Origin of the sequence: Citrobacter meridianamericanus (assembly GCF_041320245.1) — a bacterium.
GTDB lineage: Bacteria > Pseudomonadota > Gammaproteobacteria > Enterobacterales > Enterobacteriaceae > Citrobacter > Citrobacter meridianamericanus.
The window spans coordinates 3,238,179-3,264,469 of sequence record NZ_CP101036.1 but is presented as its reverse complement, the minus strand read 5'-3'; the positions used below and the strand labels follow the sequence as shown (position 1 = coordinate 3,264,469).

The 26,291-nt window shown below is 53.1% G+C and carries 26 protein-coding genes; 18 read left to right on the top strand and 8 right to left on the bottom strand.

From position 1 onward, the window contains the following. Positions 1-20: 20 nt before the first annotated feature. Together NMD08_RS16070 and mdtH are read right to left on the bottom strand one after the other, a co-directional pair. Complete coding sequence (locus NMD08_RS16070; protein ID WP_187252652.1) at positions 21-581, bottom strand: lipoprotein; 561 nt, start codon at positions 579-581, stop codon at positions 21-23. 114 nt (positions 582-695) lie between these two features. Further along, on the bottom strand, positions 696-1,904 hold the full coding sequence (gene mdtH, locus NMD08_RS16065) for a multidrug efflux MFS transporter MdtH (protein WP_151225235.1): 1,209 nt from the start codon (positions 1,902-1,904) through the stop codon (positions 696-698). Between the two features lie 259 nt (positions 1,905-2,163). Here mdtH and rimJ point away from each other — a divergent pair, with 259 nt between their 5' ends. From rimJ to murJ, 4 genes are all read left to right on the top strand, one after another. Continuing rightward, complete coding sequence (gene rimJ / locus NMD08_RS16060; RefSeq protein ID WP_151225237.1) at positions 2,164-2,748, top strand: ribosomal protein S5-alanine N-acetyltransferase; 585 nt, start codon at positions 2,164-2,166, stop codon at positions 2,746-2,748. A 34-nt stretch (positions 2,749-2,782) separates the two neighbouring features. Beyond that, positions 2,783-3,430, top strand: coding sequence for a YceH family protein (locus NMD08_RS16055; RefSeq protein WP_151219680.1), 648 nt, complete (start codon positions 2,783-2,785; stop codon positions 3,428-3,430). 1 nt (position 3,431) lies between these two features. Continuing rightward, on the top strand, positions 3,432-4,355 hold the full coding sequence (locus NMD08_RS16050) for a Gfo/Idh/MocA family protein (RefSeq protein ID WP_210904955.1): 924 nt from the start codon (positions 3,432-3,434) through the stop codon (positions 4,353-4,355). A 223-nt stretch (positions 4,356-4,578) separates the two neighbouring features. Continuing rightward, positions 4,579-6,114: a murein biosynthesis integral membrane protein MurJ gene (gene murJ / locus NMD08_RS16045; protein WP_151219682.1), complete on the top strand. Its 1,536-nt coding sequence runs from the start codon at positions 4,579-4,581 to the stop codon at positions 6,112-6,114. A gap of 91 nt (positions 6,115-6,205) precedes the next feature. Here the strand turns inward: murJ and flgN are convergent, their stop codons facing one another. The 3 genes from flgN to flgA form a co-directional block, all read right to left on the bottom strand. Further along, positions 6,206-6,628: a flagella biosynthesis chaperone FlgN gene (gene flgN / locus NMD08_RS16040; RefSeq protein ID WP_370618547.1), complete on the bottom strand. Its 423-nt coding sequence runs from the start codon at positions 6,626-6,628 to the stop codon at positions 6,206-6,208. Positions 6,629-6,631: 3 nt separating this feature from the next. Next, on the bottom strand, positions 6,632-6,925 hold the full coding sequence (gene flgM, locus NMD08_RS16035) for a flagellar biosynthesis anti-sigma factor FlgM (protein ID WP_016152624.1): 294 nt from the start codon (positions 6,923-6,925) through the stop codon (positions 6,632-6,634). Positions 6,926-7,018: 93 nt separating this feature from the next. Beyond that, entirely contained in the window at positions 7,019-7,678 is a 660-nt protein-coding gene (gene flgA / locus NMD08_RS16030; protein WP_151219683.1) for a flagellar basal body P-ring formation chaperone FlgA, read from the bottom strand. Between the two features lie 157 nt (positions 7,679-7,835). Between flgA and flgB the strand changes: the two genes are divergently transcribed. The 11 genes from flgB to flgL all read left to right on the top strand — a co-directional run bounded on the left by flgB (position 7,836) and on the right by flgL (position 17,711). After that, positions 7,836-8,252, top strand: coding sequence for a flagellar basal body rod protein FlgB (gene flgB / locus NMD08_RS16025; RefSeq protein WP_187252647.1), 417 nt, complete (start codon positions 7,836-7,838; stop codon positions 8,250-8,252). Positions 8,253-8,255: 3 nt separating this feature from the next. Next, on the top strand, positions 8,256-8,660 hold the full coding sequence (flgC, locus tag NMD08_RS16020; protein WP_006685091.1) for a flagellar basal body rod protein FlgC: 405 nt from the start codon (positions 8,256-8,258) through the stop codon (positions 8,658-8,660). Between the two features lie 11 nt (positions 8,661-8,671). After that, the gene (flgD, locus tag NMD08_RS16015) at positions 8,672-9,370 is read left to right on the top strand and encodes a flagellar hook assembly protein FlgD (protein WP_151219684.1); all 699 of its coding nucleotides are present in this window, start codon (positions 8,672-8,674) and stop codon (positions 9,368-9,370) included. A gap of 26 nt (positions 9,371-9,396) precedes the next feature. Beyond that, entirely contained in the window at positions 9,397-10,632 is a 1,236-nt protein-coding gene (gene flgE / locus NMD08_RS16010; RefSeq protein WP_151219685.1) for a flagellar hook protein FlgE, read from the top strand. A 20-nt stretch (positions 10,633-10,652) separates the two neighbouring features. After that, positions 10,653-11,408, top strand: coding sequence for a flagellar basal body rod protein FlgF (locus NMD08_RS16005; RefSeq protein WP_151219686.1), 756 nt, complete (start codon positions 10,653-10,655; stop codon positions 11,406-11,408). Positions 11,409-11,421: 13 nt separating this feature from the next. Next, positions 11,422-12,204, top strand: coding sequence for a flagellar basal-body rod protein FlgG (gene flgG, locus NMD08_RS16000; protein ID WP_005129045.1), 783 nt, complete (start codon positions 11,422-11,424; stop codon positions 12,202-12,204). Positions 12,205-12,261: 57 nt separating this feature from the next. Beyond that, positions 12,262-12,960 (top strand): flagellar basal body L-ring protein FlgH, encoded by a 699-nt coding sequence (gene flgH, locus NMD08_RS15995; protein ID WP_003836756.1) that lies wholly within the window; start codon positions 12,262-12,264, stop codon positions 12,958-12,960. Between the two features lie 33 nt (positions 12,961-12,993). Continuing rightward, positions 12,994-14,070, top strand: coding sequence for a flagellar basal body P-ring protein FlgI (locus tag NMD08_RS15990; protein WP_151219696.1), 1,077 nt, complete (start codon positions 12,994-12,996; stop codon positions 14,068-14,070). After that, positions 14,070-15,020: a flagellar assembly peptidoglycan hydrolase FlgJ gene (flgJ, locus tag NMD08_RS15985; RefSeq protein ID WP_151219687.1), complete on the top strand. Its 951-nt coding sequence runs from the start codon at positions 14,070-14,072 to the stop codon at positions 15,018-15,020. The genes NMD08_RS15990 and flgJ overlap by 1 nt, the downstream gene beginning before the upstream one ends. A gap of 64 nt (positions 15,021-15,084) precedes the next feature. Then, positions 15,085-16,743 carry a flagellar hook-associated protein FlgK gene (flgK, locus tag NMD08_RS15980; RefSeq protein WP_187252646.1) on the top strand — a complete coding sequence of 553 codons (1,659 nt, stop codon included), beginning with the start codon at positions 15,085-15,087 and terminating at the stop codon, positions 16,741-16,743. A 14-nt stretch (positions 16,744-16,757) separates the two neighbouring features. Then, complete coding sequence (flgL, locus tag NMD08_RS15975) at positions 16,758-17,711, top strand: flagellar hook-associated protein FlgL (RefSeq protein WP_151218939.1); 954 nt, start codon at positions 16,758-16,760, stop codon at positions 17,709-17,711. A 76-nt stretch (positions 17,712-17,787) separates the two neighbouring features. Here flgL and NMD08_RS15970 read toward each other — a convergent pair whose 3' ends face one another. Continuing rightward, positions 17,788-18,987 (bottom strand): MFS transporter, encoded by a 1,200-nt coding sequence (locus NMD08_RS15970; protein WP_370618545.1) that lies wholly within the window; start codon positions 18,985-18,987, stop codon positions 17,788-17,790. A 96-nt stretch (positions 18,988-19,083) separates the two neighbouring features. Here NMD08_RS15970 and NMD08_RS15965 point away from each other — a divergent pair, with 96 nt between their 5' ends. Next, positions 19,084-20,034: a LysR family transcriptional regulator gene (locus tag NMD08_RS15965; protein ID WP_187252644.1), complete on the top strand. Its 951-nt coding sequence runs from the start codon at positions 19,084-19,086 to the stop codon at positions 20,032-20,034. Between the two features lie 51 nt (positions 20,035-20,085). On the opposite strand, the gene rne is transcribed toward NMD08_RS15965, so the two are convergent. Beyond that, positions 20,086-23,349 (bottom strand): ribonuclease E, encoded by a 3,264-nt coding sequence (gene rne / locus NMD08_RS15960; protein WP_370618543.1) that lies wholly within the window; start codon positions 23,347-23,349, stop codon positions 20,086-20,088. Positions 23,350-23,923: 574 nt separating this feature from the next. On the opposite strand from rne, the gene rluC reads away from it, so the two are divergent. Continuing rightward, positions 23,924-24,877, top strand: coding sequence for a 23S rRNA pseudouridine(955/2504/2580) synthase RluC (rluC, locus tag NMD08_RS15955; RefSeq protein ID WP_187252642.1), 954 nt, complete (start codon positions 23,924-23,926; stop codon positions 24,875-24,877). 97 nt (positions 24,878-24,974) lie between these two features. Here the strand turns inward: rluC and NMD08_RS15950 are convergent, their stop codons facing one another. Further along, a complete protein-coding gene (locus NMD08_RS15950) occupies positions 24,975-25,559 on the bottom strand; it encodes a nucleoside triphosphate pyrophosphatase (protein ID WP_151218936.1) in 585 nt (194 codons plus the stop codon). A gap of 197 nt (positions 25,560-25,756) precedes the next feature. Here NMD08_RS15950 and yceD point away from each other — a divergent pair, with 197 nt between their 5' ends. Beyond that, on the top strand, positions 25,757-26,278 hold the full coding sequence (gene yceD / locus NMD08_RS15945) for a 23S rRNA accumulation protein YceD (protein ID WP_003036239.1): 522 nt from the start codon (positions 25,757-25,759) through the stop codon (positions 26,276-26,278). Positions 26,279-26,291 lie beyond the last annotated feature (13 nt).

Here is a 26,291-nt window from a genome sequence, read left to right as displayed (position 1 = left end):
CATCAGCGCCCTCAGTTTTATTAGTCGGTGAACGGGATGATGATTTCGCCCGGTTTGACCTCAATACCTTTCGCCAGTTTTTTCGCCAGCGCTTCACCCTGGCTGCTGTCTTCCTTCAGAATGTACGCTGGCTGCTGGTTGAAATAGTTACGCAGCGATTGATTTAAATAAGGCATCAGCGTTTGCAGTACCGACTGCATTTTTTCCGGCGTGACGGTGGCGTCCACGACCTCCATCTCTTGCAGATAAATCGCGCCTTTTTCTTTATTGAAAACCGGTAAGGCTTTGAGCTTTAGCTTCATGGTCGCTTTCTGACTGCCAAACAGGGAGTTCATATCCAGGTTTGCGTCGCCGGTCAGGGTTACTTTGTTAGGCTCTTCACGGCCAATCTGGCTGGCGAGATTATTCAGTACGATATGTGCTTCAGCAACGCCGGGCAAACCGATGTCTTTTGAAAAGTTATTATGCTTTGCCAGGGCTTGATTAATTTCTTGCTCGCTAACCGTGTATTGCGTGAGTTGATTACAACCAACCAACAGGCCGCCGACAATCAGTGCAGCGGCAAAAAAAAACTTTTTCATGGGGTTCCTCAACATGATGCATGTGGCGTAATCGTGACACAAAGCATCATCGAGTACCAGCGCCCCGGACGCCAGCAGAAAAAACTGAAAAACGTCTGGACGCTGGTTCGGTTATCAGGCGTCTGGCTCCAGCATACCGCGGGTTGGGCGTTTGAGACTGAATTGCCAGCCCAACGCGAGGAACGTGATGAAGCCGATGATACCGAGCATCATCCAGGGCAGTTCAGGCTGCGCCAGCGCTTTACCCATATCAAACAGCCAGCCGCCGCCGATATAGCCAATTGCGCCGCCGATGGCGAGCCCCAGTCGGCTGAATCCCATGTAGCTTCCGCGGGCCCGGGCATTCGCCAACGAAGCGCTGAGGGTTTCACGCGCCGGTTCGGCGATGATCGAGCCAATATAGAACGTGCAAATCAGAGTGAACAACTGCTGCAGATTCCCGACCAGCCCGATCGGCATCATGCTTAGTGACATCACCAACAGACCAGCCATCAGACGATGCTCAAGGCGGAAGCGTTTTTCACTCCAGCGGGCAATTGGGTACAACAGCGTTAAAGAGAGACACGCCTCGATGGCATACATCCATTTCACGGCGGCCGGTGAGCCAGCGATGTCGTTCACCATGATAGGCAGCATCAACATCACTTGTACGGCCAGCATGTAATAGCCCGCCAGCGTCAGCACGTAGGTGACAAAGCGTTTGTCATGCATCACGTGGCTCATTCCTTCACGCACCGGAATTTTCACTGTCGAGAGCTTCCATGCCGGAAGCAACCACGCGTTAAACGCCGCGCACAGAACGAACAAAATCGCGCCTACGGCGCAAACCAGGCGGAAATCGTATTGCAACAACCAACTGCCGAGCAACGCGCCGACTACGGCTCCGGCGCTATCCTGCATCATCAGAATAGAGAAAAAGCGCCCGCGCTTTTCCGGGCGGATCAGCTTGACTACCAGCGCCGAGCGGGGAGGGTCGAAGAGGGTGCCGCCCAGCCCAGAGAGGAAGCAGGAAAACCACAGTAGCCACGGTTCATGGGCAATACCCATGGTGGCGAACCCGGCAGCGCGCATCAGCATGCCGGTGACGATCATCGGCTTGGCGCCAAAACGGTCGGCAATAGCACCGCCAAAAATACCCAATCCCTGCTGGATAAATTGGCGTAATCCAAGTGCGATACCGACCATCACCGCAGCCCAGCCCATCTGGTCGACGAAACGAATTGAGATCAGCGGGAAAACGACGAAAAAACCCAGCACGACCAGCATATTATCGATGAGAAGGAAGTATTTACCCAGGTTCCTTGCCTGCGAGACTTGCGACATTTCCCCTCCAGGGAAAAACTCGTCACTCTGGATAGAGTTTAAAAGATAAGCACCTCCTATTCTGCGGTGTCGTCATCGCTTTTCCCACCCTTCGCGGGACAATATTTTTTTATCAAAAGTCCGTCTTGATAGAGAGTTTTCATCAAAATGTGTGAATAATTCAAAAAATGGCATTTTGCTCTTTTCACAGGGTGTATTTGCACAGGTATAGTAATGCGAATAGCGTATTGAAGACGTTACGGGAAGGAGTAGGTATAGAATGTTTGGCTATCGCAGTAACGTGCCAAAAGTGCGCTTAACCACGGACCACCTGGTCGTGCGTTTAGTGCATGAGCGTGATGCCTGGCGTCTGGCAGATTATTACGCAGAAAATCGTCATTTCTTAAAACCCTGGGAACCTATTCGCGATGAAAGCCACTGTTATCCGTCCGGCTGGCAGGCGCGTCTCGGTATGATCTCTGAGTTTCATAAACAGGGCACTGCTTATTATTTTGCGCTGCTCGATCCGGAAGAAAAAGAGATTATCGGCGTCGCGAACTTCTCGAACGTGGTGCGGGGGTCTTTTCACGCCTGTTATCTCGGGTACTCTATTGGGCAGAAGTGGCAGGGGCAGGGATTGATGTATGAAGCCTTAACCTCAGCCATCCGCTATATGCAGCGATCGCAGCATATTCACCGCATCATGGCGAATTACATGCCACATAATAAGCGCAGCGGTGATCTGTTGGCGCGACTGGGTTTTGAAAAAGAAGGCTATGCCAAAGACTACCTGCTGATTGACGGGCAGTGGCGTGATCACGTGCTGACGGCATTAACCACATCAGAATGGACCCCTGGCCGCTAACTTTCAGATGCAGCCACGATTAATGGAGAAGACGATGAAATACGAATTAACCGCCACCGAAGCGCGAGTGATCGGCTGTTTATTAGAAAAACAAGTCACCACACCCGAACAGTACCCACTCTCCGTTAATGGCGTCGTAACCGCCTGTAATCAAAAAACGAATCGTGAACCGGTGATGAACCTGTCGGAATCGGAAGTGCAGGATCAGCTTGATAACCTGGTAAAACGGCATTTTCTGCGCACGGTGAGCGGCTTTGGCAATCGCGTCACGAAATATGAGCAGCGTTTTTGCAACTCTGAGTTCGGCAATCTTAAGCTCAGCGCGGGAGAAGTCGCGCTGATTACCACGTTGTTGCTGCGCGGTGCTCAGACGCCAGGCGAACTGCGTAGCCGTGCATCTCGTATGTATGAATTCAGCGATATGGCCGAAGTGGAGTCAACGCTGGAGAAACTAGCGACCCGGGAAGATGGTCCTTATGTGATTCGCCTGGCGCGTGAGCCGGGTAAACGTGAAAGCCGTTATATGCACTTGTTTTGCGGTGAGGTTGATGAGGCGATCGCCTCGGCAGATGAACTCCCGGCAGCCTCGGGTGATCTGCTGGCACGGGTTGAGGCGCTGGAAACCGAAGTCGCGGAGCTAAAGCAGCGGCTTGATTCCTTGCTTGCGCATCTGGGAGATTAATGTGAATAAATTACGTGTCGGCGTTGTCGGTCTCGGCGGGATAGCACAAAAGGCCTGGCTGCCTGTGCTGGGCACCAGTGCAGACTGGACGTTGGAAGGGGCATTTTCACCTTCGCGGGAAAAAGCGCAGCGTATCTGTGATACCTGGCGGATCCCTTATGTTGATTCACTGGTGAATCTGGCGCAAACCTGTGATGCGGTTTTCGTGCATTCCAGCACCGCGACGCACTTTGCGGTGGTAAGCGAACTGCTGAATGCTGGTGTTCATGTGTGCGTAGATAAACCGCTGGCTGAAAGCCTGCGTGAGGCTGAACAACTGGTGGAACTGGCCGAGCGAAAAAAATTGACGCTGATGGTAGGGTTTAACCGCCGGTTTGCACCGCTGTATCAGGATCTCAAAGCTCAGTTGAGTCAGGCGACGTCCGTGCGCATGGATAAGCACCGTACGGACAGCGTCGGTCCGCACGATCTGCGCTTCACTCTGCTGGACGACTATCTGCACGTGGTCGATACCGCATTATGGCTGGCTGGAGGGACGGCGCAGTTAAATAACGGTACGCTATTAACCAATGAATCCGGTGCGATGCTCTATGCTGAGCACCATTTTTCTGTCGGACAAATGCAGATAACCACCAGTATGCATCGTCGTGCTGGTAGCCAGCGCGAGATCGTTCAGGCGGTGACGGACGGTGGCCTGATTGACGTTACGGATATGCGTGAATGGCGGGAAGAACGTGGGCAAGGCGTGGTGCACAAGCCAGTGGCTGGCTGGCAAACCACCCTGGAACAGCGTGGTTTTGCCGGATGCGCACGTCATTTTATTGAGTGCGTGCAAAATCAGACGGTTCCGCAGACGGCAGGCGAACAGGCGCTAATGGCCCAGCGCGTTGTCGAAATGCTGTGGCGAGAAGCGATGGCGGAATAACCCCCTGTAACATCTGGCGGTAGTAATTCAATGTAATCCAGGTACTATATGCCAACTCAAAAATAACACCTCTTTTCAACCCCTGGCTGATTTGTTGGCTTGATAAGACGCAAAAGCGTTGCCAGCAGGCACTGCGAGATTACCGGATAGTGGCGCTTATGTCTTATCCGGTAAACGGGCTGATTATGCGGGGCTTTGCCTCAGAGTCTGGAATACAACATAGATGAATTTATTAAAGTCGCTGGCAGCCGTCAGCTCGATGACGATGTTTTCACGCGTACTGGGTTTTGCGCGTGATGCGATTGTCGCCAGAATCTTTGGCGCAGGGATGGCTACAGATGCCTTTTTTGTGGCATTCAAACTTCCTAACCTGCTGCGCCGAATCTTTGCCGAAGGTGCTTTTTCGCAGGCATTTGTGCCTATTCTGGCCGAATATAAAAGTAAGCAGGGAGAAGATGCGACCCGCGTCTTTGTCGCTTACGTTTCCGGGCTGTTGACCCTGGCGCTGGCAGTGGTGACGGTTGCCGGGATGCTGGCTGCGCCGTGGGTGATTTTAGTCACCGCGCCCGGTTTTGCCGACACGGCGGATAAATTTGCGCTGACCACTCAACTGCTGCGGATCACCTTTCCGTATATTTTGCTGATCTCACTGGCCTCGCTGGTCGGGGCAATCCTGAACACCTGGAATCGCTTTTCCATTCCGGCGTTTGCGCCCACGTTTCTGAATATCAGCATGATCGGCTTCGCGCTGTTTGCAGCCCCATATTTTCATCCACCGGTGCTGGCGCTGGCATGGGCCGTTACCGTTGGTGGCGTGTTACAGCTGGTTTATCAGCTTCCGCATCTGAAGAAAATTGGCATGCTGGTTCTTCCTCGTGTGAACTTCCACGATGCAGGGGCGATGCGTGTCGTCAAGCAAATGGGCCCGGCGATCCTTGGGGTATCTGTCAGCCAAATTTCTCTAATCATCAATACGATTTTCGCCTCGTTTCTGGCCTCCGGCTCAGTTTCATGGATGTACTATGCCGACCGTCTGATGGAGTTTCCGTCGGGCGTACTCGGCGTAGCATTGGGGACTATCCTGCTGCCATCGCTGTCCAAAAGCTTTTCCAGTGGTAATCATGACGAGTATTGCCGTTTGATGGACTGGGGCCTGCGTTTGTGTTTTCTGCTGGCATTACCAAGCGCCGTAGCGTTGGGTATTCTGGCTAAACCGCTGACAGTTTCTCTGTTCCAGTACGGTAAATTTACCGCCTTTGATGCTGCTATGACCCAGCGTGCGCTGGTGGCGTACTCGGTGGGTTTGATTGGCTTAATCGTGGTGAAAGTGTTGGCTCCAGGTTTCTATTCGCGCCAGGATATTAAAACGCCGGTAAAGATTGCCATTGTAACGCTGATTATGACCCAGGTAATGAACCTGGCATTTATCGGGCCGCTGAAGCATGCCGGGCTGTCGCTGTCGATTGGTCTGGCGGCGTGTCTGAACGCGTCATTGCTGTACTGGCAGTTGCGTAAGCAGAATATCTTTACTCCCCAACCGGGTTGGACCTGGTTCCTGACGCGACTGGTAATTTCTGTGCTGGTGATGTCGGCGGCGCTGGTTGGGATGCTTTACATCATGCCGGACTGGTCACAGGGGACGATGTTATGGCGTCTGTTGCGTCTGATGGCCGTCGTGGTGGCGGGTATTGCCGCTTACTTTGCTGCGCTCGCCGTGCTGGGCTTTAAAGTGAAAGAGTTTGTGCGCCGGACGGCGTAACAGATCAGTTCAATGCCGGATGGCGGTATGACGCCGTATCCGGCCTACAGAACGCGTAGGCCTGATAAGCAAAAGTGTTATCAGGCTTGCATCAAATAGAGAATTTTTTTCCGCCGCGGTGTGCAGCAGAGGTTTGACCGTTTGCGCCGTACAGCGCCGGTTCCTGGTGCGGTTTCAGCACTTGGATCGCCTGTTGATTACGCTCGATCTGCCCTTCCAGCAGCCAGCCATTGTGCTGGTTGAGTTCGCGTAAGTGCTGTGTTTTCATGGTAATGGTCTTCCAGCGCTCGACAATTTCATCATTGGCGCTGCGCGTGGCGTCATGCTCCTGACGACGCTGTTGCTCCAGATAATCAAGGGTCGCCAGCAAAGAGCTTTTTTCTTCTGTAATACGCTGTAGCTGGCTGCCATTGATATGGCCTGCGGAAAGCTGCTGCTGTTCAGCATCCATTACCGTTTTCAGGTCATTGAGCACGGTCGTCATCTGGTCAAGTATTTCTGACAAGCGAGTCATACTTTATTTACTCTGTAAGTAGCTCTGCGCCTCGCGGATCAGCGAGTCGGCAATTTTTCCGGTGTCCATTTTCAGCTCACCGTTACGGATCGCGGTTTTCAGTGCTTCTACGCGTTCCATATTGATGTCATTGGTGCCGGGCTGCATCAGTTTAGCCTGAGCGTCGCTCAGCATGACGCTGGTGCTGGTGGTCGCGGTGGTTTTTTCCTTCCGCGTTTTTTGTACCGGCGCATCGCTGGTTTCGCGGGGCTGAACGGTACTGACTGGCTTCAATGGTGAGGTACGATCAATGCTCATTTTGTTTATCCTCATCGAGGGGTTACGCTATAGCGGCCCGCTGTATTCATTGGTTGATTATCTATCGGCACACGCTAAAAAATCTTTAACTTATTATAGGTTAATAAGAATATTCCCATCAGAATCGACGACACCGCTCACCACCTGGCCTGAAACCATCCGCACTCGCGCATTCTGTGCAACAGCGGCATTGTTCAGCGCTTTACCTTCGGCATTCACCCGAAAACCATCTCCGTTGGCGATAACCAGAACGCGCTGACCGGCCTTGATCCGCCATGCCTGGCGCAACATCGAAAGCTGTATCGGCTGACCTGGAACCAGATCGCGCAGGCTTACGGCATCCTGCACCTGATTTATATCCAACACGGCGCGGGGCGGTAGCTGGTCTAACCGACCACGTTTCAGCGCTACGCTGGCCGGCGTCAGGGCGCTACCTCGGGCTACGGGCGCGGCGACAACAACGTAGTTTCCCGTGGCCTGCACGTTCACCTGCAGATAGCGTTTTTCGTTAGCGCAGCGCGCCAGCACGTTCACATTACCCCACAGTTTTGCGTTGCCAGACACGCTTAATGCCGGTTGATCACAGCTCGGCAGTAAGTTAGGTGACGTTCGAATAGTGACGACCACCTCATCGCTAAATCCGGCCAGACGCTGGGAAAACCATGCCGTCAGCTGTGAATTCAGGTCTTGCGCCAGCGTCATAGGGCTGAACAGCAGTGCTGCCACGACTATTCCACGTTTAAACGTTTGCATCAAAACCTCGCGCTTTTTCAGGTAGTGGAAGGATTTTACCTGTGTGACGCAGTCATCAACGCAACAAATAGCGACGCATTTTGCGTTTATTCCGGCGATAACGCGCGCGTAATGGGATTTAAGCTGTCGGCTGAATATTGTCATTTGCGGAGGAGATATGCTCGATAAGCTCGATGCCGCCTTACGTTTTCAACAGGAAGCGCTGAATTTGCGCGCCCAACGCCAGGAAGTGTTGGCGGCCAACATAGCCAATGCCGACACGCCGGGGTATCAGGCGCGCGACCTGGATTTCGCCAGTGAGTTAAAAAAAGTCATGGTGCGAGGACGGGAAGAAACCGGCGGCGTTTCATTGACGCTGACCTCTGCACAACACATTCCGGCCCAGGCCCTTTCTGCGCCTTCTACGGAGCTGCTCTACCGGATTCCTGACCAGCCGTCACTTGATGGCAACACGGTGGATATGGACCGGGAGCGTACGCAATTTGCAGACAACAGCCTCAAATATCAAATGGGGCTGACCGCGCTGGGTGGACAAATCAAAGGCATGATGAACGTGCTGCAGGGAGGAAACTAATTCGTGGCGCTGTTAAATATTTTTGATATCGCAGGCTCTGCGCTAACGGCTCAGTCTAAGCGCCTGAACGTAGCGGCCAGCAACATGGCGAATGCGGATAGCGTCACCGGACCTGACGGTCAGCCGTATCGCGCGAAGCAGGTTGTTTTTCAGGTTGATGCAGCACCAGGCGCGGCAACCGGCGGTGTGAAAGTTGCTGACGTTATTGAAAGCCAGGCGCCGGATAAGCTGGTTTATGAACCCGGTAATCCGCTGGCAGACGCGAACGGCTACGTAAAAATGCCAAATGTGGATGTTGTCGGTGAAATGGTCAATACCATGTCAGCCTCGCGCAGCTACCAGGCAAACGTCGAAGTGCTTAACACCGTGAAAAGCTTGATGCTCAAAACGCTGACGCTAGGCCAGTAAAGGAGGCGCACATGTCTATTGCTGTAAAAATGAATGACCCGAGCACGACGGGTGTTAATGATGCTACGGGGAAGAATTCGCTGACAGGCAGCAACGCAGCCGATCTGCAAAGCAGCTTTCTTACGCTGCTGGTTGCACAGCTGAAAAACCAGGATCCCACCAATCCGTTGCAAAACAACGAACTGACTACCCAACTGGCGCAAATCAGTACCGTGAGCGGTATTGAAAAACTGAACACCACGTTGGGGTCGATCTCCGGGCAGATCGACAACAGTCAGTCGCTGCAGGCCAGTACGTTGATTGGTCACGGCGTCATGATCCCGGGCACCACCATCCTGACCGGTAAAGGTTCGGAAGAGGGGGCAAAAACCACCACCACGCCGTTTGGCGTTGAACTGCAGCAACCGGCAGATAAGGTAACGGCAACCATTACCGATAAAGACGGCAAGGTGGTACGTACCATTGATATTGGTGGGTTGAAAGCAGGCGTTCATACCTTTACCTGGGATGGCACCATGACCGATGGCACGGATGCGCCAAGCGGTTCTTACAACGTGTCAATTGCTGCAAGCAATGGCGGAACGCAACTGGTGGCACAGCCGCTTCAGTTTGCGCTGGTGCAGGGCGTTATTCGCAGTAACGGCGGAAATACGCTGGATCTGGGCACCTATGGAACCACCACCCTCGACGAAGTACGGCAGATAATTTAAGCCACCACACTTATCAGGAGTAAGTCATGGCCTTTTCACAAGCGGTCAGCGGTCTGAACGCTGCAGCGACCAACCTCGATGTCATTGGTAACAACATCGCCAACTCCGCCACCTACGGTTTTAAATCCGGTACGGCATCTTTTGCTGATATGTTTGCCGGTTCTAAAGTGGGTCTGGGCGTTAAAGTGGCGGGTATTACCCAGGACTTTACCGACGGCACCACCACCAACACCGGACGTGGGCTGGATGTTGCTATCAGCCAGAACGGTTTTTTCCGCATGGTAGACAGCAACGGTTCCGTTTTCTACAGCCGTAACGGTCAGTTCAAGCTCGATGAAAACCGCAATATCGTCAACATGCAGGGGCTGCAGCTGACGGGTTATCCGGCTACCGGCACACCGCCAACGATCCAGCAAGGGGCTAACCCGGCACCGATCACTATCCCCAATACGCTGATGGCGGCTAAAACCACCACGACCGCGTCAATGCAGATCAACCTGAACTCCACTGACAAAGTGCCAACGAAAACCCCGTTCAATCCAAACGATGCGGATTCCTACAACAAGAAAGGCACCGTTACCGTTTTCGATAGTCAGGGTAATGCCCATGACATGAATATTTTTTATGTCAAAAATGCGCAGAGCAATACCTGGGAAGTTCACACGCAGGATGCTTCAACCGGAGGCGCTGCACAATCAGCCGGGTTTATGCGCTTTAATGAAAACGGTGTGTTTTTAGGGATTAGCGCCACTGCAACCGGGGCGCCAGCAGGAACGGGTATCAACATCACCACCGGGCAGATTAACGGTGCAGATGCTGCAACTTTCTCTCTGAGCTTCCTGAACTCCATGCAGCAGAACACCGGTGCCAACAACATCGTTGCCACGAATCAGAATGGCTACAAGCCGGGTGATCTGGTGAGCTACCAGATTAACAATGACGGTACCGTGGTCGGTAACTACTCCAATGAACAACAACAGGTGCTGGGGCAGATCGTGCTGGCAAACTTTGCTAACAACGAAGGTCTGGCTTCTCAGGGCGATAACGTCTGGGCCGCTACTCAGGCCTCTGGCGTGGCGCTGCTGGGTACCGCAGGCGAAGGAAACTTCGGCAAGCTGACCAACGGTGCGCTGGAAGCGTCAAACGTGGATTTAAGTAAAGAACTGGTGAATATGATCGTCGCCCAGCGTAACTATCAGTCAAACGCGCAGACCATCAAAACCCAGGATCAGATCCTCAACACGCTGGTCAACTTGCGCTAAGCGCCTGACGGGATGGCTTAATGGATCACGCAATATATACCGCCATGGGCGCAGCCAGTCAGACGCTGAATCAACAGGCGGTGACGGCCAGCAACCTGGCAAATGCCTCCACGCCGGGTTTTCGCGCGCAGCTCAATGCGCTACGCGCGGTCCCCGTAGAAGGATTGTCTTTGCCGACGCGTACGCTGGTGGTGGCCTCCACGCCGGGGGCCGATATGACGCCGGGCCAGATGGACTATACCTCACGTCCATTAGACGTGGCGCTGCAACAGGATGGCTGGTTGGCTGTGCAGACCGCGGACGGCAGCGAAGGTTATACCCGTAATGGTGCCATTCAGGTAAGCCCTACGGGTGAACTGACCATTCAGGGACACCCGGTGATTGGCGAAGCCGGACCGATAGCCGTACCGGAAGGTTCAGAAGTCACCATTGCGGCTGACGGAACGATTTCGGCGCTAAACCCTGGCGATCCGGCGAATACCGTAGCGCCAGTTGGGCGACTGAAGTTAGTGAAGGCGACGGGGAGTGAAGTGCAACGTGGCGATGACGGTATGTTCCGTCTGACCCAGGCCGCACAGGCTACTCGTGGTGCGACGTTACAGGCCGATCCTGGCATTCGTGTCATGTCGGGCGTGCTGGAAGGCAGTAACGTCAAGCCGGTTGCCGCGATGAGTGACATGATCGCTAACGCCCGCCGTTTCGAAATGCAAATGAAGATTATCAGTAGCGTGGATGATAACGCGGGCCGCGCCAACCAACTGCTGTCGATGAGTTAATACAGGACATTTTATGATCAATTCATTATGGATCGCCAAAACCGGCCTGGATGCGCAGCAAACCAACATGGATGTGATTGCCAACAACCTGGCAAACGTCAGCACCAACGGATTTAAGCGCCAACGTGCGGTATTTGAAGATCTGTTGTATCAGACGATTCGCCAGCCTGGCGCGCAGTCTTCTGAACAAACCACGCTGCCGTCTGGTTTGCAGATTGGTACCGGTGTGCGTCCAGTTGCTACCGAACGTTTACACAGTCAGGGTAACCTGTCGCAGACCAACAACAGTAAAGATGTGGCGATTAAAGGCCAGGGCTTTTTCCAGGTCATGCTGCCAGATGGCACGTCAGCCTATACCCGTGACGGTTCTTTCCAGGTGGATCAAAACGGTCAACTGGTGACCGCGGGTGGTTTTCAGGTGCAACCGGCCATCACCATTCCGGCTAACTCGCTCAGTATCACTATTGGACGCGACGGGATTGTCAGCGTGACCCAGCAGGGTCAGGCTGCACCGGTTCAGGTAGGGCAGCTTAACCTGACTACCTTTATGAATGATACCGGCCTGGAAAGCATTGGTGAGAATCTGTACACCGAAACGCAGTCATCCGGTGCGCCGAACGAGAGCACGCCGGGGCTGAACGGCGCGGGTCTGCTGTATCAGGGATATGTTGAAACCTCTAACGTCAACGTGGCGGAAGAGTTGGTAAACATGATCCAGGTTCAGCGCGCTTATGAAATCAACAGTAAAGCGGTATCGACCACCGATCAGATGCTGCAAAAACTGACGCAACTCTAAAGTGTGGTCCGGTGGGGTGCAAACCTCACCGGCACACTGATTTTGAAGATGACGGCAATGCGAAAATACGCGCTTCACCCATACCCAATTTTAGCCCTGTTGGTGGTTTCACTGACAGGATGCGCCTGGATCCCGGCCACGCCCCTCGTGCAAGGCGCGACGACCGCCCAGCCCGTTCCTGGTCCAACGCCGGTGGCAAATGGCTCAATCTTCCAGTCGGCGCAGCCGATTAACTACGGCTATCAGCCGCTATTCGAAGACCGCCGCCCGCGCAATATTGGCGATACGTTAACCATCGTATTGCAGGAAAACGTCAGCGCGAGCAAAAGCTCTTCGGCTAACGCCAGCCGTGACGGCAAAACCAACTTTGGTTTTGATACTGTCCCGCGCTATTTGCAAGGATTGTTCGGTAACGAACGTGCCGACGTAGAAGCGTCAGGCGGTAACTCCTTTAACGGTAAAGGCGGCGCGAACGCCAGAAATACCTTCAGCGGTACGCTGACCGTAACGGTCGATCAGGTACTGGTGAATGGCAACTTACATGTCGTGGGTGAAAAACAGATCGCCATTAATCAGGGCACTGAATTCATTCGCTTCTCCGGGGTGGTTAACCCTCGCACTATCAGTGGCAGTAACTCCGTACCGTCAACTCAGGTTGCGGATGCGCGGATTGAGTACGTCGGCAACGGCTACATCAATGAAGCGCAAAATATGGGCTGGTTGCAGCGTTTCTTCCTTAACTTGTCGCCGATGTAAGCGAGGTACCCTGTGTTTAAATCTTTTGTTGGAATGGTACTGGTGCTGGTAACCGCCTTCGCGTATGCCGACCGTATTCGTGACCTGACCAGCGTGCAGGGCGTGCGGGAAAACTCGCTGATTGGTTATGGGCTGGTGGTCGGACTGGATGGCACAGGTGACCAGACTACACAGACGCCATTTACGACACAAACGCTCAACAACATGCTGTCGCAGTTGGGGATCACCGTGCCCACTGGCACCAATATGCAACTGAAAAACGTGGCAGCGGTCATGGTCACTGCGCAGTTCCCGGCCTTTGGTCGTCAAGGGCAAACTATTGACGTGGTCGTCTCTTCCATGGGGAACGCTAAAAGCCTGCGCGGCGGAACGCTGCTGATGACTCCGCTGAAAGGGGTCGATAGCCAGGTCTATGCGTTGGCGCAGGGGAATATTCTGGTTGGCGGTGCAGGCGCGGCTGCGGGTGGCAGTAGTGTGCAGGTAAACCAGCTCAATGGTGGACGTATTACCAACGGCGCGACCATCGAACGTGAATTACCCAGCCAGTTCGGCGGCGGTAACACCATTAATTTGCAGCTGAATAATGAAGATTTCACGATGGCACAGCAAATTACCGACACTATTAATCGCTCGCGCGGTTTTGGCAGCGCAACGGCGCTGGATGCCCGGACAATCCAGGTGCGGGTGCCAAGCGGCAACAGTTCGCAGGTGCGCTTCCTCGCCGACATTCAGAATATGGAGGTGAACGTCACGCCGCAGGACGCGAAAGTGATTATTAACTCGCGTACGGGATCGGTGGTCATGAACCGCGAAGTGACGCTGGACAGTTGTGCTGTGGCGCAAGGTAACCTGTCGATCACAGTTAACCGCCAGGCGAATGTCAGCCAGCCGGATACGCCGTTTGGCGGTGGACAAACTGTAGTGACGCCGCAAACGCAGATCGATCTGCGTCAGAGTGGTGGTTCGTTGCAGAGCGTGCGCTCCAGCGCCAACCTGAACAATGTCGTACGTGCATTGAATGCGCTGGGGGCAACACCGATGGATCTGATGTCTATCCTGCAATCCATGCAAAGTGCGGGTTGTCTGCGCGCCAAACTGGAAATCATCTGATGATTGGTGATACCAAATTGCTGACCAGCGCCGCCTGGGATGCGCAATCACTGAACGAACTGAAAGCGAAAGCGGGTCAGGACCCGGCGGCGAATATCCGCCCGGTTGCCCGCCAGGTTGAAGGGATGTTCGTGCAAATGATGCTGAAAAGCATGCGTGAAGCGTTGCCAAAAGATGGCGTGTTTAGCAGCGACTCGACGCGTTTGTATACCAGCATGTATGACCAGCAAATTGCGCAGCAGATGACCGCAGGTAAAGGTCTGGGGCTGGCTGAGATGATGGTTAAGCAGATGACCGAAGGGCAGGCGCAACCTGCGGATGACGCGCCGCAGGTGCCAATGAAGTTCTCACTGGAAACGGTGACCAGCTACCAAAATCAGGCGCTGACGCAACTGGTCCGCAAAGCGATTCCCCGGGCGACAGACAGCAATGAAGAACCGTTATCAGGTGACAGTAAAGATTTCCTTGCCCAGCTCTCGCTACCGGCAAAACTGGCCAGCCAGCAAAGCGGTGTTCCGCACCATCTGATTCTGGCGCAGGCGGCGCTGGAATCCGGTTGGGGCCAGCGACAGATTCGCCGTGAAAACGGCGAACCGAGCTTTAACATTTTTGGCGTGAAGGCTTCGGGAAGCTGGAAAGGTCCAACCACCGAAATCACCACTACCGAATATGAAAACGGTGAGGCGAAAAAGGTGAAAGCCCGCTTCCGCGTCTACAGCTCTTATCTTGAGGCGCTGTCGGATTACGTCGGTCTGATATCCCGTAATCCGCGCTACGCGGCGGTAACCGCCGCCGCGACCGCCGAACAGGGCGCGCAGGCGCTGCAGAATGCCGGTTACGCGACCGACCCTAACTACGCACGCAAATTAACCAGCATGATCCAGCAGTTGAAATCGATGAGCGAAAAAGTGAGCAAAACCTACAGTACGAATATCGATAATCTCTTTTAAATAGCTCAAGTCTACCAACCTGCTGCCGATAATAACGAGTATTGAAGGATTACAAGGAACCTCCATGTCCAGCTTGATTAATAACGCGATGAGTGGACTCAGCGCAGCGCAGGCCGCGTTGAGTACCGCCAGTAATAATATCTCCAGCTATAACGTTGCCGGCTACACCCGCCAAACGACAATTATGGCACAGGCGAACAGCACGCTGGGTGCGGGGGGCTGGGTTGGCAATGGCGTCTATGTTTCTGGCGTGCAGCGCGAGTATGACTCCTTTATCACTAATCAGTTGCGAGCAGCGCAGAATCAGAGCAGCGGTCTGACGACGCGCTATGAGCAAATGTCAAAAATTGACAATCTGCTCTCCAGCAAAACCAGTTCCATTTCGACCTCAATGCAGGACTTTTTTACCGGTTTGCAAACGCTGGTCAGTAATGCCGAAGATCCGGCGGCGCGTCAGGCGTTGATCGGCAAAGCGAATGGTTTAGTGAATCAGTTTAAAACAACTGACCAGTATCTGCGCGATCAGGATAAGCAGGTCAATACTGCAATAAAAGCAAGTGTTGATCAGATCAACAACTACTCGAAACAGATTGCCAGTCTTAACGACCAGATTTCCCGTCTGACGGGCGTCGGCGCTGGTGCATCGCCTAACGATTTGCTTGACCAGCGCGACCAACTGGTCAGTGAACTTAACCAGATTGTCGGCGTGGAAGTCAGCGTGCAGGACGGCGGGACTTACAATGTTACCATGGCGAACGGCTATTCACTGGTGCAGGGCAGCAATGCGCGTCAACTGGCGGCAGTCCCTTCCAGCGACGATCCTAATCGCACTACTGTGGCCTACGTTGATGGGGTTGCCGGTAATGTCGAGATCCCCGAGAAACTGTTGAATACCGGTTCATTGGGCGGATTACTGACTTTCCGTTCGCAGGAGCTGGATCAGACGCGCAACACTCTTGGCCAACTGGCGCTTGCGTTTGCCGATGCGTTTAACACCCAGCATAAAGAAGGTTTTGATGCTAACGGCGATCAGGGTAAGGATTTCTTTGCTATTGGCAGCCCGGCTGTATTCAATAACACAAAAAATTCGGGGACAGGATCGCTAGGCGCGAAGATCACCGACAGTTCTGCCGTACAGGCGACAGATTATAAAATCGTTTTTGATGGGACGGACTGGCAGGTTACACGTCTGGCTGACAACACCAGCTTCAAAGCTACCGTGGCTGGCGGAAAAATGTCCTTCGATGGGATGGAGATTACAGTTAACGCGGGGGCGACAGCTAATGACAGCTTTATAGTGAAGCCGGTGAGTAACGCTGTTGTTGATATGAAAGTCATGGTGACCGATGAGTCGAAAATTGCGATGGCTCAAGTGTCTAAAAATGATCCCGATCCGGATATTGATAAGGGTAAAAGCGATAACCGCAACGGCCAGAAACTGCTGGATCTGCAAACCAAGGCCACTGTCGGTGATAAAACCTTTAATGACGCCTACGCCACGCTGGTGAGCGATGTTGGTAACAAAACCGCGACGCTGAAAACCAGCGCCATCACCCAGAATAACGTGGTAACGCAACTTTATAAGCAGCAGCAGTCTATTTCCGGGGTTAACCTCGACGAAGAGTACGGAAATTTGCAGCGTTATCAACAATATTACCTGGCTAACGCGCAAGTACTGCAAACTGCGAATGCGCTGTTCGATGCACTGATTAATATTCGCTAAGGGAGAGGGAGACTATGCGTATTAGCACCCAGATGATGTACCAGCAGAATATGCGCGGCATCACTAACTCTCAGGCGGAATGGATGAAGTTCGGCGAGCAGATGTCGACGGGCAAACGCGTGCTGAACCCATCTGACGATCCGATTGCCGCCTCGCAAGCTGTAGTACTTTCGCAGGCTCAGGCGCAGAACAGCCAATACACGTTGGCGCGCACATTCGCGACGCAAAAAGTGTCGCTGGAAGAGAACGTGCTGAATCAGGTGACGACGGCGATCCAGACTGCGCAGGAAAAAATCGTTAGTGCGGGAAACGGTACGTTAAGTGATGATGACCGTGCATCGTTGGCCACCGACCTGCAGGGGATCCGCGATCAGCTGATGAACCTGGCGAACAGCACCGACGGTAATGGGCGCTACATTTTTGGCGGATATAAAACAGAATCTGCACCGTTTGCCCAGGCTGATGGCGCTTACAGCGGCGGTACGACAAACGTCACCCAGCAAGTTGATGCCTCCCGGACCATGGTGATTGGTCATACTGGCGATAAAGTCTTCGCCAGCCTGACCAGCAACGCCGTGCCTGAACCTGCGGGCGGTACTCAGGAAAAGAACCTGTTCAAAATGCTGGATAGCGCGATTGATGCGCTTAACACACCGGTTGAGGGCAATGATGCGGCAAAAGCTACGGCCACTGCAGCCATCGATAAAACCAGCCGAGGTCTTAAAAACTCGCTGAATAACGTGCTGTCTGTACGTGCAGAATTAGGCACGCAGCTAAGCGAATTGAGCTCGCTGGATTCACTGGGTGCCGATCGTGCATTGGGGCAAACCCAACAGATGAGTAATCTGGTGGATGTCGACTGGAACGCCGCGATTTCGTCTTACGTGATGCAACAAGCCGCACTGCAGGCATCGTATAAAACGTTTACTGATATGCAGGGCATGTCGCTGTTCCAGCTTAACCGGTAACGACCCATTTTGAACATATCATGAAACTGGATATGTTTATCTGCCCGCTCCCTTAACACCCGGAGCGGGCATTTTTTTAGGCGTCCGTCGTTTTGTAAAGTGACAGATTGCTTGTGAGTCTGATTACCAGTGCGATCGCACCGCTACATGTTGCCAGTGCAACCACACCTTCCCAGTTTGCCAGCGCGTAAACCTGGCTGCCGAGAACTGAACCCAGCGCCATACCGATAAATACCATGGTAAACAACAGTGCGTTCAGACGCCCTCTGGCCTGAGGCTCCAGGCTATAGACCAGGTTCTGGTGGGCAACCAGGCTGGATTGTAATCCGAGATCAAAACCTACCGCTGAAAGGGCAATAAGCAACCATTGTCCCTGAACTGGTAGAGCGGGTAACAAGAACATCAGTGCGAAGGATACCGTGACCAGTAAAGCACTTAACTGCGTCACTTTCACAGCACCTACTTTATCAGCAAGGTGACCTGCCAGCGGCGCGGCAAGCGCTCCGGCCGCACCCGCGATACCAAACGCGCCTGCCATCGCGCTACCCATTTGGTAATGTTCAGATAACATCACAGCCAGCGTAGACCAGAAGGCGCTAAAGGCAATGGACAGAAAACCTTGCGCCAGTGCCGCGCGCCGTAAGGCGGGATACCTTTGCCACAGTTGCGCCATCGAGAGCATTAATGACGGGTAGCTCAACGTGGAATGGACGGCAAAACGAGGCAGTGCTTTCCACATAATCACGGTAATAACAGCAATACTGACGGCGGCGAGCTGATACATTTCGCGCCAGCCAAAGGCTTCACCTATCAGTCCACTGATGGTACGCGAGAGTAAAATCCCCAGCAGTAGGCCAGTCATTACGGTGCCCACCGTTTTTCCCTGCCTGCCTTCAGGCGCCAGAATGGCCGCTGCGGGGACAATGTCCTGCGCCATAGTTGCCGCCATTCCCATCAGCAGGCTGACCAGCAATAGTGAATACAACTGTCCGGTAAAGCTGCAGGCCAGAAGAAGGAAGGCAAGCGTGAAGCTTTTAAACAGAATTAGCGTCCGGCGATCATAACGGTCTCCCAGGGGCAGTAAAAACAAAATCCCCAGCGCGTATCCCGCCTGGGTGAGCGTCGGAACCAGCCCCATGCCGGTGATGCTTAAGTCCAGATCCTGACCCATTAAAGGCAGAAGAGGCTGGGCATAGTAGATAGCGGCCACGCTGAAACCAGCGCCCAATGCCAGAACAAAAATGACCCAACGGGAAAGTGCGATATGCGTGTTCACAAATGATTCCTCAATCACAGGATGTGCGGCTATTTTTATCCTTCAGCGGATGGTGCGGTAGCGAGCGCAGTGGTAAAACTGTTATACGTATAGCGTATGAAGAAATTACGAATGATAAAAAATGAACGTATAGATAGGGTGGAGCTGATGCGGACTTTTGTGCGCATCGTCGAGGCTGGATCGCTTTCGGCTGCGGCAAAACAGATGGGCACAACGCAGGCGACTGTCAGCCGCCGGTTACAATCCCTGGAGGCACTGCTTGGTGTGAAACTGATAATGCGCACCACGCATGCGATGAAATTAACCGACGACGGTGAGCGCGGCTACCAGCATGCCAAGAAAATTATTGATGCGTGGCTGGCACTGGAAGATGGGCTCAATGTCACGGAGGAGGAACCGGTGGGCACGCTGCGGGTACGTGCACCGCATGCCTTCGGGCAGCAACAACTTCTTGAGCCGTTGCTGCACTTTCTTTCTCGTTATCCGCAGTTGTCGGTAGAGTGGATGCTCAATGATAAAACCGTTGATTTCCTCAGCGATAATATTGATTGCGCGATCAGGGTGGGGGCAGAGGTTGATCCGGACACTGTCTCGGTATTACTGGCCGAAGTTCCCCGGAGTACGGTGGTGAGTCCCGCATTGCTGGCGCAGTATGGCGAGCTTTCGCATCCGGAGCAATTATCCGCGCTGCCGTGGATTGCCGTGAACACGTTTTACCAACATAGCGTTTCGTTACTGCATCAATCGCGTAATGAACCGGTTACGCTGAATATTACACCCAGATTAAGCACCGACAGTATTTATGTTGCCAGAAATGCTGCCCTGGCAGGGTTAGGCGTGACGATTGTGTCGAGCTGGATGGTCGAGGAAGATATTGCCAGCGGACGCCTGGTTACGTTGCTACCCGAGTGGCATGCGGCATCGTTGCCTGTGCATTTGGTCTATCCCTGGGCGCGTTACTATCCGACCCGATTACGCAAATTTTTAGCTTTAATGAAAGATGTCATGCCGCAGCTAACGGGGATGAAACGTGTAAAACCCACGTAGAACCGATATAAAAAAGCCGACCCGAAGGTCGGCTTTGATAGTGATTATGACTTACTCAACAGGTTGCGGGCGTGTTGCTGGCGCGGTCGCCTGGTGCGTGGCGCTGTGTCCGCCTGCAGCACCTTTACCTTCAAAGGCGAATGCCGGACGTTGCCACTCGCTATGACGCGGCGCTTCAGGCACATATTCCGGTGCCGGGGCGCGGGTCATCGGTGCGGTCGCATGGCTGTGAAGATGTTCTGCGTCAGCGCTGGTTACGACAACGTCAGACTTAACGACTTCGGTTTCGACGACAGGTGCTGCAACAACTTGTTGCGGCGCTGCAACTTCTTCAACAACAGGCGCTGTTTCCACAACCTCGACAATCTCTTCAACCGATTCAGGCTGGGAGACAACGACGTCTGCAGGTTCTTCGACAACAGGCGCAGCTACAACTTCAGCTACAGGTTCGGCTTTCGCAGCGATCTCCTCGGCAACAGGTGCGTCGGATTCAGCGATAATTTGCGACTGCTGCTCGACCGGAGCTGCAATAACTTCCGGATGTGTGGTTTCAACCTGTGTGGTTTCAACAACCGCGGCCTGAGTTTCAGCTACGACAACCTCTGGCTGTACGGTTTCAACCGGTGCAGGGGTGTCCACAATGTGTTCTGCAGCTGCTGCAGCAACCTGAGGCTCTACGGCTACTGGTGCTGTTTGCGGCTGGACCATTTCCTGCTCGCGTTGCTCTTCACTCTGCTGATCCTGAGGACGAGCGACAGGATAGCGGATCCATACTTTACCGGACGCTAATTCCGGAGAGGCGCAGGCGACGGTTAACGGCATCGGCGACTGAACCGGGTAACGCTCGTCACGGTAACGGCGACGACGCTGTCCACTTACGCGCAGATGGCGAGGAGAGCGACGGGAACGACGCGGCATGCCATTGGAGTCACGCGCTTCGCTGTTGTCTTCCTGCTCAGTTGCGACGACAGCTGGCAGATCAACTTTCGCCAGTTCGGTACGCTGTACCGGTGCAGACTGTTCAGTAGGCTGAGTGACAACTGTTTCAGCGACCACGGCGGCGGTAGCCACCTCGGCTTCGACTGCCGGACTGTCTGTGAAACGAACTTTCTGACTCAACTGACGCTGTTTACGGCGAGTTTGAGGCTGACGTACGCGCTCTTCCTGCTCGGTATCCTGCACTGGCTGTTCAGCCTGGTTCAGCTCTTTAACTTCCTGCTGTGCCTGACGTTTATCATCGTTACGACGACGGTTACGTTCGCGACGCGGAGCCTGCTGCTCATCGCCTGACTTCGTTTTGTCTGCAATGTCAGTGGATTGCTGGCGGTTATCACGTGCTTCCGCATTTTGCTGCTGTGATTGACGACGATTACGGCGGTTTTCTTCGCGATTTTCGCCGCTTTCTGAACGCTCGTTACGGTTGTCACGGTCACCACGGTTGTCGCGATTATCACGACGATCGTTACGGTCGCGACGATTGTTCTGACGCGGTTTACGACGATCCTGTTGGCGTTCCGTTTTCTCTTCAGCTTTCGGTGCAGGTTGTTCAACCGGTTTTACTTCTTCGCTACCGCTGAAGATGGACTTCAGAGCGCCAAAGAAACGACTAATCAAACCCGGCTGTGCGGCGACAGCTGTGGTCGCAACTGCAGCTTTAGGCGCAACGGCTTTCGTAGCTGGCTCCTGCAGTGCAGGGGCTGGCGGCACGTCTGGCATCGCAAAGGTGGCCAGCGCCGGTTGTTCTGGCTGTTTACGCTCGACGTATTCTTCTTCCGTCGGCAATGCCATCGCTTCTTCATGCAGTTTCGGCAGCAGGTAGCTCAGGGTAGGCGTTTCTTCCCCTTTGCGTACACGCAGCACGGAGTAGTGCGGGGTTTCCATCTGATCGTTTGGCACGATCACACAGCGCACCCCGTTCTGACGCGTCTCGATGGCATTTACCGCGGTACGTTTTTCGTTAAGCAGATAGGATGCGATCGGCACAGGAACAATAGCGTGAACTTCCTGCGTATTTTCTTTCAGCGCTTCTTCCTCGATCAGACGCAGAATAGACAGCGACAGTGATTCGTTATCACGTACGGTACCGGTGCCGGAGCAGCGCGGGCACACGTGATGGCTGGATTCACCCAGCGACGGGCTCAGACGCTGACGGGACATCTCCAGCAGACCGAAACGAGAAATATGGCTGATCTGAATACGTGCTCTGTCCTGACGCACAGCTTCACGCAGACGGTTTTCAACCGCACGCTGGTGGCGAACCGGGGTCATATCGATAAAGTCGATAACAATCAGGCCGCCGAGGTCGCGCAGGCGCAACTGACGAGCAATTTCATCGGCTGCTTCAAGGTTTGTGTTGAACGCTGTTTCTTCGATGTCGCCGCCGCGGGTTGCGCGTGCGGAGTTGATATCGATAGCGGTCAGCGCTTCAGTGCTGTCGATTACGATTGAGCCGCCGGACGGCAGACGTACTTCGCGCTGGAACGCAGACTCAATTTGAGACTCGATTTGATAGTGGCTGAACAACGGGATTTCACCGGTGTACAATTTGATTTTACTGCTGAAATCCGGACGCCCCAATGCAGCGATGTGCTGACGCGCCATCTCCATGACTTTTGGGTTGTCGATGAGGATTTCGCCGATGTCCTGACGTAAGTAGTCACGGAATGCGCGAACGATAACGTTGCTTTCCTGGTGGATCAGGAACGGAGCAGGGCGGCTGTCAGCGGCTTTTTGAATCGCTTCCCAGTGTTTCAGGCGGAAGCTCAGGTCCCACTGCAGTGCTTCGGCGGATTTGCCGACACCTGCGGTACGCACGATAAGCCCCATGCCATCAGGCAGTTCCAGACTTGCCAGTGCTTCTTTCAGTTCGGTACGGTCGTCACCTTCAATGCGACGGGAGATGCCGCCCGCGCGCGGGTTGTTCGGCATCAGAACCAGATAGCTCCCCGCCAGACTGATAAAGGTGGTCAGCGCAGCGCCTTTATTGCCGCGTTCTTCTTTATCGATCTGAACAATGACTTCCTGACCTTCGCGCAACACGTCTTTTATGTTGGGACGACCATGGGAGTTGTAGTTAGCGGGGAAGTATTCGCGGGCAATTTCTTTTAACGGGAGGAAACCGTGACGTTCAGCGCCGTAATCAACGAAAGCAGCTTCCAGACTCGGTTCAATACGGGTAATTTTGCCTTTATAGATATTGGCTTTTTTCTGTTCGTGTCCAGGACTTTCAATATCCAGATCGTACAGACGCTGCCCATCTACAAGGGCGACACGCAACTCTTCCTGCTGAGTCGCGTTAATTAACATTCTTTTCATCGTAACTTACTCATTATTCTTACATTGACGACTAAGCTGCGGGCAGAGTAATGCCTTTCCGGGTGTGAACCGATGGCCTCGTGTCTATTCGCGTCGCCAACCTCACGGTTATCGTCAGCTCAAAGAGGCGCAGAGTGTCGGTTGCCTGTATTTCATACGGAAACACAGCGCAATTATCAGGGGAACAGTCTGGGTGTTACTCTCCAGAGAAGCTTCCTTATTACCGGTAAGGACTGCAACCCGCAGCCCGCTAACTGCCTGAAAGATCAATACGTCTTACGCCATTGCTGCGTTGATGATCGGTCGGGCAAAATTGGGTCATTCCGGAAAAGTTCTTGTTTTAACAAGATTCAACACGGAAACAACCTCATTATTCCACTGCTAACCTTGTTATAGCAAGATGACTTTTGCCATTTATCACCCGGTTACTCACAGTTTTTTCACTTCCGCGTAGTGATTGCTTTAATAACCACCAAATCGGCGATGTCAAACTTAAGTAATAAGGTATAGCAGTTAATATAAGCATAGAAAAATGTGTGGCGCGAATCTTGATGGCTATTTAAAATCGGCCCCCATGAAAACAGAGACTCCAGCCGTAAAAACAGTTGCCATTACTGCCGACGAAGCAGGGCAACGCATCGACAACTTTTTGCGCACCCAGCTTAAGGGCGTGCCGAAAAGTATGATTTATCGCATTTTGCGTAAAGGCGAAGTGCGGGTGAACAAAAAACGCATTAAACCCGAGTACAAACTCGAAGACGGGGACATTGTGCGTATTCCACCTGTGCGTGTCGCTGAACGTGAAGAAGAGGCCATTTCACCAAATCTGCAGAAGGTCGCGGCGCTGACCGATGTCATTTTATATGAAGATGACCACATTCTGGTGCTTAACAAACCTTCGGGCACGGCCGTGCACGGCGGCAGCGGACTTAGCTTTGGCGTCATTGAAGGCTTACGCGCGCTGCGTCCGGAAGCGCGTTTCCTTGAGCTGGTGCATCGCCTCGATCGGGATACATCCGGTGTGCTGTTGGTAGCCAAAAAACGCTCAGCCTTACGTTCGTTGCATGAACAACTGCGTGAAAAAGGCATGCAGAAAGACTACCTCGCGCTGGTCCGAGGCCAGTGGCAGTCGCATGTTAAATCCGTGCAGGCGCCGCTGTTAAAGAACATTCTGCAAAGCGGCGAGCGTATCGTGCGGGTGAATCAGGAAGGCAAACCATCGGAAACACGCTTTAAAGTGGAAGAGCGCTACGCGTTTGCTACGCTTGTGCGCTGCAGTCCGGTGACCGGACGCACGCACCAGATTCGTGTGCATACGCAATATGCCGGACATCCGATTGCCTTTGACGATCGCTACGGCGACCGCGAGTTCGATAAGCAACTGGCGGATACCGGGTTGAGCAGGCTGTTTTTGCACGCCGCAGCATTGAAGTTTACTCATCCGGGGACGGGGGAAGTGATGCGTATTGAAGCGCCGATGGATAAGCAGTTGAAGCGCTGTCTCGAAGTATTACGCAGCAAAGGCTGATGCGCGTTGCGATTTTATCGCGCTAAATTTGTAGGCCTGATAGCGACGTAAACGTCTTATCAGGCCTACGTGATTACGCCTGTCAGCAGTTCTTTAATCATGCGTTCAGCGGGTTCATCTCTTCCCGCCGCAGCATTTGACATAATGCAATCAGTGGTAAACCGATCAAGGTATTTGGATCGCGACCTTCCAGGCGCTCAAAGAGTGCTATACCCAATCCTTCGCTTTTAAAACTACCGGCACAATGCAGCGGACGCTCTTTGCGCACGTAATCTTCAATTTCAGTTTCGCTTAAATGACGAAAATGAACGTCAAACGGCTCAACTTCAGTTTGTAAATGTCCGGTTGCAGAATTATACAGCGCAAGACCGGTATAAAACGTCACAATATTGCCACGGGCTTTGAGTAATTGCTGGCGCGCATTTTCTTCTGTTAATGGTTTACCGGTTATTTCACCATCAAGAACACAAATTTGATCGGATCCGATAATCAGATGCGAGGGATAACGGTGGGCGAGTGATTGCGCTTTTTGCTGCGCCAGTCGCAACACCAGGTGACGCGGTGCTTCGCCCGGTAACGGCGTTTCATCAACTTCAGGTGCTGCGCATTCGAACGGAATAGCCAGTTTTTCCAGTAAAGCGCGACGCCAGGGAGAGGTGGAAGCAAGAATAAGTTGAGGCATATTTTTTCCCTCGCATATAGCGTATTGATGAGAGCCATTTTAAACTATGGACTTCGTCCTGCAAGCTGGCTGTATTGGCTTGTGTTGAGCGATTTTAAGTCGATGACCCGCAATGTGTGCGAATTATTGGCAAAAGGCAACCACAGGCTGCCTTTTTCTTTGACTATATGACGTTACAAAGTTAATATGCGCGCCCTATGCAAAAGGTAAAATTACCCCTGACTCTTGATCCGGTTCGTACGGCTCAAAAACGCTTGGATTATGAAGGTATCTATACTTCTGATCTGGTTGAGCGTGTCGCCGATTCTGTAGTCAGTGTGGACAGTGATGTGGAATGCTCCATGTCGTTCGCTATCGATAACCAGCGTCTTGCCGTTATAACCGGTGATGCGAAGGTTTCGGTTACGCTCGAATGTCAGCGTTGCGGGAAACCGTTCCCACTTCATGTACACACAACATATTGTTTTAGTCCTGTCCGTTCTGACGAACAGGCTGAAGCACTCCCGGAAGCGTATGAGCCGATTGAGGTTAACGAATTCGGTGAAATCGATCTGCTTGCAATGGTTGAAGATGAGATTATCCTCTCCTTGCCGGTAGTTCCGGTGCATGATTCTGAACACTGTGAAGTGTCCGAGGCGGACATGGTCTTTGGCGAATTGCCTGATGAAGCGCAAAAACCAAACCCATTTGCCGTATTAGCCAGCTTAAAGCGTAAGTAATTGAGGAGTAAGG

Coding starts and splice junctions, on each gene's coding strand:
- flgL (WP_151218939.1), top strand. CDS start 16,758: ATGCGTATTAGCACCCAGATGATGTACCAGCAGAATATGCGCGGCATC.
- rluC (WP_187252642.1), top strand. CDS start 23,924: ATGAAAACAGAGACTCCAGCCGTAAAAACAGTTGCCATTACTGCCGAC.
- NMD08_RS16005 (WP_151219686.1), top strand. CDS start 10,653: ATGGATCACGCAATATATACCGCCATGGGCGCAGCCAGTCAGACGCTG.
- yceD (WP_003036239.1), top strand. CDS start 25,757: ATGCAAAAGGTAAAATTACCCCTGACTCTTGATCCGGTTCGTACGGCT.
- NMD08_RS15965 (WP_187252644.1), top strand. CDS start 19,084: ATGAAGAAATTACGAATGATAAAAAATGAACGTATAGATAGGGTGGAG.
- murJ (WP_151219682.1), top strand. CDS start 4,579: ATGAATTTATTAAAGTCGCTGGCAGCCGTCAGCTCGATGACGATGTTT.
- flgJ (WP_151219687.1), top strand. CDS start 14,070: ATGATTGGTGATACCAAATTGCTGACCAGCGCCGCCTGGGATGCGCAA.
- flgB (WP_187252647.1), top strand. CDS start 7,836: ATGCTCGATAAGCTCGATGCCGCCTTACGTTTTCAACAGGAAGCGCTG.
- NMD08_RS16070 (WP_187252652.1), bottom strand. CDS start 581: ATGAAAAAGTTTTTTTTTGCCGCTGCACTGATTGTCGGCGGCCTGTTG.
- NMD08_RS15990 (WP_151219696.1), top strand. CDS start 12,994: ATGGTACTGGTGCTGGTAACCGCCTTCGCGTATGCCGACCGTATTCGT.
- flgE (WP_151219685.1), top strand. CDS start 9,397: ATGGCCTTTTCACAAGCGGTCAGCGGTCTGAACGCTGCAGCGACCAAC.
- flgH (WP_003836756.1), top strand. CDS start 12,262: ATGCGAAAATACGCGCTTCACCCATACCCAATTTTAGCCCTGTTGGTG.
- mdtH (WP_151225235.1), bottom strand. CDS start 1,904: ATGTCGCAAGTCTCGCAGGCAAGGAACCTGGGTAAATACTTCCTTCTC.
- flgN (WP_370618547.1), bottom strand. CDS start 6,628: ATGACTCGCTTGTCAGAAATACTTGACCAGATGACGACCGTGCTCAAT.
- flgM (WP_016152624.1), bottom strand. CDS start 6,925: ATGAGCATTGATCGTACCTCACCATTGAAGCCAGTCAGTACCGTTCAG.
- NMD08_RS16055 (WP_151219680.1), top strand. CDS start 2,783: ATGAAATACGAATTAACCGCCACCGAAGCGCGAGTGATCGGCTGTTTA.
- rimJ (WP_151225237.1), top strand. CDS start 2,164: ATGTTTGGCTATCGCAGTAACGTGCCAAAAGTGCGCTTAACCACGGAC.
- rne (WP_370618543.1), bottom strand. CDS start 23,349: ATGAAAAGAATGTTAATTAACGCGACTCAGCAGGAAGAGTTGCGTGTC.
- flgD (WP_151219684.1), top strand. CDS start 8,672: ATGTCTATTGCTGTAAAAATGAATGACCCGAGCACGACGGGTGTTAAT.
- flgA (WP_151219683.1), bottom strand. CDS start 7,678: ATGCAAACGTTTAAACGTGGAATAGTCGTGGCAGCACTGCTGTTCAGC.
- flgK (WP_187252646.1), top strand. CDS start 15,085: ATGTCCAGCTTGATTAATAACGCGATGAGTGGACTCAGCGCAGCGCAG.
- flgG (WP_005129045.1), top strand. CDS start 11,422: ATGATCAATTCATTATGGATCGCCAAAACCGGCCTGGATGCGCAGCAA.
- NMD08_RS15950 (WP_151218936.1), bottom strand. CDS start 25,559: ATGCCTCAACTTATTCTTGCTTCCACCTCTCCCTGGCGTCGCGCTTTA.